The organism is Streptomyces beijiangensis (assembly GCF_017315755.1).
Taxonomy (GTDB): Bacteria; Actinomycetota; Actinomycetes; order Streptomycetales; family Streptomycetaceae; genus Streptomyces; species Streptomyces beijiangensis.
This window is the reverse complement of sequence record NZ_JAFLRJ010000016.1, coordinates 44,895-53,283: the sequence shown is the minus strand read 5'-3', so window position 1 is coordinate 53,283 and position 8,389 is coordinate 44,895. Positions and strand designations below refer to the sequence as shown.

Genomic DNA, 8,389 nt, shown 5'->3' with positions numbered 1-8,389 from the left:
CCCCACAACGGCCCCGTACCCCCGACAATGGCCAAGTGATCACTTCGCCGCCACGAAGCACCCATCGCAGAGCCGAGCCGTCCCCGTACCTGGACCTCACCCGCAGCGAGTGGAGCGCCCTCCGCGAGAAGACGCCGCTGCCCCTCACCGCCGAGGAGCTGGAGCGGCTGCGCGGGCTCGGCGACGTCATCGACCTCGACGAGGTCCGCGACATCTACCTCCCGCTCTCCCGCCTCCTCAACCTCTACGTCCAGGCCTCCGACTCCCTCCGCGGCTCCCTCAACACCTTCCTGGGCGACGCGGGCAACGGCCATGGCACCCAGCACGGCACCCCTTTCGTCATAGGGGTCGCAGGCTCGGTCGCCGTCGGCAAATCCACCGTCGCCCGCCTCCTCCAGGCGCTCCTGGCCCGCTGGCCCGAGCACCCCCGCGTCGAGCTCGTCACCACCGACGGCTTCCTCTATCCGCTCGCCGAGCTCAAGAAGCGCGACCTGGTCGCGCGCAAGGGCTTCCCCGAGTCGTACGACCGCCGCGCGCTCACCCGCTTCGTGGCCGACATCAAGGCGGGCAAGGACGAGGTGTCCGCACCCGTCTACTCGCACCTGATCTACGACATCGTGCCCGGCGAGCGCCTCACCGTCCGGCGCCCCGACATCCTCATCGTCGAGGGCCTCAACGTCCTGCAGCCGGCCCTCCCCGGCAGCGACGGAAAGACCCGCGTGGGCCTCGCCGACTACTTCGACTTCTCGGTCTACGTCGACGCGCGCCCCGAGGACATCGAGACCTGGTACCTCAACCGCTTCCGCAAGCTCCGTGAGACGGCCTTCCAGAACCCCTTCTCGTACTTCCGCAAGTACACCCAGGTCTCCGAGGAAGAAGCCCTCGACTACGCACGCACCACCTGGCGCACCATCAACAAGCCGAACCTCATCGAGAACGTGGCTCCGACCCGCGGACGTGCGAATCTCGTCGTACGCAAGGGCCCGGACCACAAGGTCCAGCGCCTCTCACTCCGCAAGCTCTAGGGGTACGCAACCGTGCTGCACCTCCGCCTGATCGTCCCCGCCGACCGGACCAAGGAGGTCGTGGACGCCATCGAGTCCACGGTCGGCACGACCCACCTCGTGGTACTGCCGGGCGCGGCCCGCACCCCCGCGGGCGACCTCGTCCTGTGCGACGTGGCGCGCGAGGCGGGAGACGAACTCATCGCGGCAATCAGGGCGTTGGGGATCGCCGAGACCGGTTCGATCGCCGTCGAGAACATCGACCTGTCGCTCTCCGCCCGTGCCGACAAGGCCGAGCGGGACGCGCCGGGCGAGGGCGCGGACGCGGTCCTGTGGGAGCACCTCACGGACGTGACCCACGAGGAGTCGACTCTCTCGGTCACGTACATCGCGTTCTTGGCCATCGCCACGATGATCGCCGCGTGCGGTGTGGTCCTGGACAACTCGATCCTGATCGTGGGCGCGATGGCGGTGGGCCCGGAGTTCGGACCGCTCGCGGGTGTCTGCACGGCCATCGTCCAGCGCGCCCCGCGCCTGGCCTTGCGCTCGCTGATCGCGCTGATCGGCGGTTTCGCGTTCGCGATGGTGGTGACGGTCTGCTTCAGCTACGCCATGGACGCGTTCGACCTGTTCAGCAAGGCTCAGTTGGAGGCGGACCGCCCCAACACCAGCTTCATCTTCGCCCCTGACTGGCTCTCGTTCGTGGTGGCGGCTCTGGCGGGCGCGGCCGGCATGCTCTCGCTCACCTCTGCCAAGTCGGGCGCCTTGGTGGGCGTGGCGATCTCGGTGACGACGGTCCCGGCGGCGGCGAACGCGGCGGTGGCCCTGTCGTACAGCGACTTCGATCAGACCTGGCACTCCACCCAGCAGCTCCTGCTGAACCTGCTGGGCATCATCGTCGCCGGCACGCTCACGCTGCTCGCCCAGAAGTGGTTCTGGACGAAGCAGCGTGAACGTACTCCGGCAAAGACGGAAAAGGCCTAGCCCAGCGCGGACTTGACGACATCGGCCAGCCGCGCGGCCACCGACCGGGCGTGCTCGATGTCGGCCGCCTCGACCATGACCCGTACCAGCGGCTCGGTCCCCGAGGACCGCAGCAGTACGCGCCCGGTCGTGCCCAGCTCACGCTCGGCGTCGGCCACGGCGGCCGTCAGCTCCGCGGAAGTGGTGACGCGCGACTTGTCCACGTCCGGCACGTTCACCAGGACCTGCGGCAGCCGCTCCATGACCCCGGCGAGGTCGGCCAGCGAGCGGCCCGTCGCCGCCATACGCGCGGCCAGCATCAGCCCGGTCAGCGTGCCGTCGCCGGTCGTCGCGTGGTCCAGGACGATCACGTGCCCGGACTGCTCGCCGCCGAGCGCGTAACCGTGCTGCTTCATCGACTCCAGGACGTACCGGTCGCCGACCGCGGTCTGGACGAGCTCGATGCCCTCCCGCTCCATGGCGATCTTGAAGCCGAGGTTGGACATCACGGTCCCGACCACGGCGTTCCCGCGCAGCGTCCCCGCCTCGCGCATGGCGAGCGCCAGTACGGCGAGGATCTGGTCCCCGTCGACCTCCTGGCCCGCGGCGTCGACGGCGAGGCAGCGGTCCGCGTCCCCGTCGTGCGCGATGCCGAGGGCGGCACCGTGCTCGACGACGGCGGCCTTCAGCAGCCCCAGGTGCGTGGATCCGCATCCGTCGTTGATGTTGAGACCGTCCGGCGAAGCGCCGATGGTGACGATCTCCGCGCCGGCCCTGGTGAAGGCCTCGGGCGAGACCCTGGCGGCGGCGCCGTGCGCCTCGTCGAGCACCACCTTCAGCCCGTCGAGGCGGTTCGGCAGCACGCCGATCAGATGGGCGACGTACTGGTCGAAGCCCTGGTCGTACGAGCGCACGCGCCCGACCCCGGAACCGGTCGGCCGCTCCCACGGCTCACCGCTGCGGTGCTGCTCATAGACGCGCTCGATGGCGTCCTCCAGCTCGTCGGCGAGCTTCTGGCCGCCGCGCGCGAAGAACTTGACACCGTTGTCCGGCATGGCGTTGTGGCTCGCGGAGAGCATGACGCCCAGATCCGCGCCCAGCGCACCGGTGAGGTACGCCACCGCGGGGGTGGGCAGCACCCCGACCTTCAGCACATCCACGCCCGCACTCGCGAGACCGGCGACGACCGCCGCCTCCAGGAACTCACCCGAGGCGCGGGGGTCACGCCCGACCACCGCGGTGGGCCGGTGGCCCTCGAACGTTCCCGCCGCAGCGAGTACATGCGCCGCAGCGACCGAGAGCCCGAGCGCGAGCTCGGCCGTCAGGTCTGCGTTGGCGACACCGCGTACGCCGTCAGTGCCGAAGAGTCGTCCCACTGATGTCCTCCGAAAATGCTCCGAAAAAGCAAAGTTCTGAGCGCCTCTTGCCGTTATACGCCGGAGGCACCGATAAACGAACGCCCCGGCGGCACGAAGAGTGCCGCCGGGGCGAACGAACAAGCAGACAAGCAGCCAGCGATTAACGCTTGCTGTACTGCGGGGCCTTACGGGCCTTCTTGAGACCGGCCTTCTTGCGCTCGACCGCACGGTCGTCGCGCTTGAGGAAGCCGTTCTTCTTCAGGATGGCGCGGTTGTTGTCCACGTCGGCCTCGTTCAGGGAACGGGCGACACCGAGACGGAGCGCACCGGCCTGACCGGAGACGCCGCCACCCGAGATGCGGGCGACAACGTCGTAGCGGTTGTCGAGCTCGAGCACCTTGAAGGGCTCGTTGACTTCCTGCTGGTGGACCTTGTTCGGGAAGTAGTCCTCGAGCGTACGCCCGTTGATCTTCCACTTGCCGGTGCCCGGAACGATCCGGACGCGGGCGATGGCGTTCTTGCGACGGCCGAGGCCGGCCGCCGGCTGCGGGTCACCGAAGCGGCCCGCGAGGGACTCGCTGGTGTACTCGCCGTCGACGGGAACCTCGGACTCGAAGGTGGTGACCTCGGCGAAAACCTCTTCGCTCTCGGTACCTTCGGTGCCCTCGACGGGCGTCTCAACAGTGGACTCGGCCACGATTCTCCTCAGATCTTTCTAAAACGTCTTTGGGGGTGTGGCCGGAACTACTGCGCGACCTGGGTGATCTCGTACGGCACCGGCTGCTGGGCAGCGTGGGGGTGCTGGTCGCCCGCGTAGATCTTGAGCTTCGAGATCATCTGACGGCCGAGGGTGTTCTTGGGGATCATGCCCTTGATGGCCTTCTCGACGGCCTTCTCGGGGCTCTTCGCCATGAGCTCGTCGTAGCGCATGGAGCGGAGACCGCCCGGGAAACCGGAGTGGCGGTACGCCATCTTCTGGGTCTTCTTGTTGCCGGAGAGGTGGATCTTCTCGGCGTTGATGATGATGACGAAGTCACCCATGTCCATGTGCGGGGCATAGGTCGGCTTGTGCTTGCCTCGGAGGAGGATCGCTGCCGTGGTCGCCAGACGGCCCAGGACGATGTCCTGCGCGTCGATGATGTGCCACTGGCGAGTGACATCGCCAGGCTTGGGGCTGTACGTACGCACTTCGTAGCCTTCGCTTCTTCAGTGGATGGGGGCAGACACATGTCACCTCTGAAGCGATCATGCAGCTGGGGCTCACAGTGCCGGGACGCTGCCCGTATGCGAGCCACTGGTAACTGCTCCAGGGAACCTACGCAAGGGCCCTTCGCATGAGAACGACGAAGCCGATACGTATAACAATCCCCGAGACTACCCGCGCCGCCCCGGATGGGTCAAAACGCGCTGCCGTTACCGGGCCGGCGCTGCCCCCGGACTCCGCCCGGCGCAGCCGCTACCGCGCCCGCTCCACCCTCCGCACCGCTCCCCAACGCCGCGACGGGCGTCCGCCGAGGGCCGCCGGAACCCGGTCCGGCCCTCTACCGCGCCCGCTCCACCCTCCGCTCGTCCCACACCGGCTCCGTCGACTCCCGTACGACCCCGTCGGAACCGAAGACCAGATAGCGGTCGAAGGTCTTCGCGAACCACCGGTCGTGCGTGACGGCGAGCACAGTCCCGTCGTACGCCTCAAGGCCTTCCTGCAGCGCCTCGGCCGACTCCAGGTCCAGGTTGTCCGTCGGCTCGTCGAGCAGCAGCGCCGTCGTCCCCTCCAGTTCGAGGAGGAGGATCTGGAAGCGCGCCTGCTGGCCGCCCGAGAGCTTCTCGAAGGGCTGGTCGCCCTGGCGCTCCAGCTCGTACCGCCGCAGTACGCCCATCGCCCCGCCCCGGTCCTTCGCGTGCGCGGACCACAGGATGTCCACCAGCGTCTTCCCCGCCAGCTCCGGGTGCGCGTGCGTCTGCGCGAAGTGCCCGGGCAGCACCCGCGCGCCCAGCTTCCACGTCCCGGTGTGCGCCACGTCCTCCCCGGCGAGCAGCCGCAGGAAGTGCGACTTGCCGGAGCCGTTCGAGCCGAGGACCGCGACCCGCTCCCCGTAGAAGACCTCCAGGGAGAAGGGCTTCATCAGGCCGGTCAGCTCAAGGTTCTCGACCGTCACGGCCCGCACCCCGGTCCGCCCGCCGCGCAGCCGCATCTTGATGTCCTGCTCGCGCGGCGGCTCGGGCGGCGGCCCCGCGTCCTCGAACTTCTTGAAGCGGGTCTGCATCGCGTGGTAGCGCGACGCCATGTCCGGGCTGATCGCCGCCTGGTTGCGGAGCCGCAGCACCAGCGCCTTCAGCCGCGCGTGCTCCTCGTCCCAGCGCCGCTTGAGCTCCTCGAAGCGGGCGAAGCGCTCCCGCCTGGCCTCGTGGTACGTACCGAAACCTGACCCGTGCACCCATACGTCGGACCCGGCGGCCCCCGCCTCGACGCTCACGATCTTCTCGGCGGACCGGGAGAGCAGCTCGCGGTCGTGCGAGACGAAGAGGACCGTCTTACGGGTCTCCTTCAGCTGCTGCTCCAGCCAGCGCTTGCCGGGGACGTCCAGATAGTTGTCCGGTTCGTCGAGCAGCAGCACCTCGTCGGGCCCGCGCAGCAGCGCCTCAAGCACGAGCCGCTTCTGCTCACCGCCGCTGAGGGTCCGCACCTCGCGCCACTGCGCCTTCTCGTACGGCACCCCGAGCGCGGCCATGGTGCACATGTCCCAGAGCGTCTCCGCCTCGTACCCGCGCACCTCGGCCCAGTCGCTCAGCGCCTGCGCGTAACTCATCTGCGCGGCCTCGTCGTCCCGGCTGAGGATCAGCTCCTCGGCGGCGTCCACCGCCTGCGCCGCCTCCTTGATCCGCGGCTGCGCCACGGAGACCAGCAGGTCACGTACGGTCCGCTCGTCGCGCACCGAGCCCACGAACTGCGACATCACACCGAGCCCGCCGCTCACCGACACGCTTCCGCCGTGCGGTTTCAGCTCCCCGGAGATGATCCGCAGCAGCGTCGTCTTGCCCGCGCCATTGGCGCCGACCAGGGCGACGACAGACCCCTCGGCCACCCGGAACGAGGCGTCACCGAGCAGCACCCGCCCGTCCGGCAAGTAGTACTCAAGATGTCCCGCCTCAAGATGTCCCATGGAACGGATTGTCGCCCACGGCGCCCGCCCGGGGACAACTGCTTTACGGGGAGCGCGGGACGACCAGACCCGATTCGTACGCCGCCACCACCGCCTGTGCCCGGTCGCGCACCCCCAGCTTGGTCAGGACGCGGCTCACATGGGACTTCACGGTCTCGCCGCTCACCACGAGACGGACCGCGATCTCCGGGTTGGAGAGCCCCTCGGCGATCAGCACCAGCACTTCCCGCTCGCGCGGGGTCAGCGCCTCCAGCGGTACGGCGCCCGTGCGCGGCCTCAGCCGCACGAACTCCCCGATGAGCCGCCGGGTGACCGTCGGCGCGAGCAGCGCCTCCCCCGCGGCGACCACCCGCACCGCCTCGAAGAGCCGCTCGGCGACCATGTCCTTGAGCAGGAACCCGCTGGCCCCCGCGGCCAGCGCGTCGTACACATGCTCATCGAGATCGAAGGTCGTCAGCATGACGATCCGGGTGTCCGCCCGCTCGGCGACGATCCGCCGCGTCGCCTCGATGCCGTCCATCTCCGGCATCCGTACGTCCATGAGCACGATGTCGGGCCGCACCTGGCGGCAGACACGCACCGCGGCCGCGCCGTCCGAGGCGCTGCCGACGACCTCGAAGTCGGGCTGGGTGTCGAGGAGGGCGCCGAATCCGGCGCGTACGACGTCCTGGTCGTCGGCGACCACAATGCGGGTGGTCACCGGACGGCCTCCCGCGCCGGCAGTACGGCCTCGACGACGAAGCCGCCCGCGGGCCCGCTCCCCGTGCGCAGCGTGCCCCCGGCCGCCGCCGCCCGCTCCCGCATCCCGAGCAGCCCGTGGCCGCCCGATGCCTCCGTGCAGCCGGGTCCGCCGTCTCGTACCGTCACGCTCAACTCCCGTTCCCCATAGGCCAGTTCGATATCCACGCCCACCCCTGGCGCATGCCGCCGCGCATTGGTCAGCGCCTCCTGCACGATCCGGTACGCGGTGAGCTCGACGCCCGGGTCGAGCGCCACCACGTGCCCCCGTACCGTCAGCCGCACCGCACCCGCCGCCGTCTCCCGCGCCTCGTCGACCAGCTCGACCAGCTGGTGAAGGCCGGGCTGCGGCGCCCGCTCCACCACCGTGTCGGCCGCCGGTACGTCCTCCCGCAGCACCCCGAGCAGCCGCCGCATCTCGGTCAGCGCGAGCCGCGCCGTCCCCCCGATGGCGAGCAGCCGCGCCGCACCCTCGGGCGGCATCCCGCGCGTGGTCAGCCGCGCGGTCTCGGCCTGCACCGACAGCATCGAGAGGTGATGGGCCACGATGTCGTGCAACTCCCGTGCGATACGCGCCCGTTCACCCCGGGCCGCGTGCTCCAGGACGGTGTCCGCGTACGCCCAGTCCGCCGCGGTGCGCCGCCGCGCCTCACGCCCCGCCCGCCGCCAGTTGCCCGCGGCCAGCGCCGCCACCGCCGCGCAGAGCAGCCCGAGCGGCAGGCCCCGGCCGCCCGCCCAGAGCGCGTACACGGCAAAAGGAACGGCGAAGCCGACGGCCGTACGCGTGGAACAGCGCACCCCGACCAGCGCGAGGACCACCACCATCGCGACCGTCGCCGACCAGGCCGGGTGCCCGACGGCGAGCATCGCGAGCAGCACCGAGGCGCAGATCACGACGGCGGAGACCAGCAGATGTCCGCGTACGAGAGCGAGCGGCGCCGTCGAGAAGACGGCGAGCACCAGCACCGTGAACAGATCCGCAGGCAGCCTGCCCGCGGGCGCCGACGCCTCGATCACCGCGAAGAAACTCAGCACCGCGGCAGCCACGAGCGGCAGGTCGGGCGCTCCCGCCGCCTTCTTCCACACCGCACTCGTCCAGGTCACGGGCCCATTGTGGGCGGGCACGCCCGCTCTGTCCTCCCCCGCGCGGGGGAGCCTCCCCCGG

The 8,389-nt window shown here is 70.0% G+C and carries 8 protein-coding genes; 2 read left to right on the top strand and 6 right to left on the bottom strand.

Going from position 1 to position 8,389, the window contains the following annotated elements; all coding sequences use genetic code 11:
• The first annotated feature begins 35 nt into the window (after positions 1 to 35).
• Positions 36 to 1,025, top strand: coding sequence for a type I pantothenate kinase (coaA, locus tag J0695_RS02185; RefSeq protein WP_206959591.1), 990 nt, complete (start codon positions 36 to 38; stop codon positions 1,023 to 1,025).
• A gap of 12 nt (positions 1,026 to 1,037) precedes the next feature.
• Complete coding sequence (locus J0695_RS02180) at positions 1,038 to 1,988, top strand: DUF389 domain-containing protein (protein WP_206959576.1); 951 nt, start codon at positions 1,038 to 1,040, stop codon at positions 1,986 to 1,988.
• Here the strand turns inward: J0695_RS02180 and glmM are convergent.
• From glmM to J0695_RS02150, 6 genes are all read right to left on the bottom strand, one after another.
• Positions 1,985 to 3,343: a phosphoglucosamine mutase gene (gene glmM, locus J0695_RS02175; RefSeq protein WP_206959575.1), complete on the bottom strand. Its 1,359-nt coding sequence runs from the start codon at positions 3,341 to 3,343 to the stop codon at positions 1,985 to 1,987. The genes J0695_RS02180 and glmM overlap by 4 nt on opposite strands.
• Positions 3,344 to 3,485: 142 nt before the next feature.
• Entirely contained in the window at positions 3,486 to 4,022 is a 537-nt protein-coding gene (rpsI, locus tag J0695_RS02170; RefSeq protein WP_206959572.1) for a 30S ribosomal protein S9, read from the bottom strand.
• Between the two features lie 47 nt (positions 4,023 to 4,069).
• Complete coding sequence (rplM, locus tag J0695_RS02165; protein ID WP_206959570.1) at positions 4,070 to 4,513, bottom strand: 50S ribosomal protein L13; 444 nt, start codon at positions 4,511 to 4,513, stop codon at positions 4,070 to 4,072.
• 353 nt (positions 4,514 to 4,866) lie between these two features.
• Positions 4,867 to 6,486 (bottom strand): ABC-F family ATP-binding cassette domain-containing protein, encoded by a 1,620-nt coding sequence (locus J0695_RS02160; RefSeq protein WP_206959569.1) that lies wholly within the window; start codon positions 6,484 to 6,486, stop codon positions 4,867 to 4,869.
• 43 nt (positions 6,487 to 6,529) lie between these two features.
• Positions 6,530 to 7,186, bottom strand: coding sequence for a response regulator (locus J0695_RS02155; protein WP_206959568.1), 657 nt, complete (start codon positions 7,184 to 7,186; stop codon positions 6,530 to 6,532).
• On the bottom strand, positions 7,183 to 8,328 hold the full coding sequence (locus tag J0695_RS02150) for a sensor histidine kinase (protein WP_307798367.1): 1,146 nt from the start codon (positions 8,326 to 8,328) through the stop codon (positions 7,183 to 7,185). The genes J0695_RS02155 and J0695_RS02150 overlap by 4 nt, the downstream gene beginning before the upstream one ends.
• Positions 8,329 to 8,389 lie beyond the last annotated feature (61 nt).

Excerpts from the sequence above, each read along its gene's own strand:
- J0695_RS02160 (WP_206959569.1), bottom strand. The coding sequence starts at position 6,486 with ATGGGACATCTTGAGGCGGGACATCTTGAGTACTACTTGCCGGACGGG.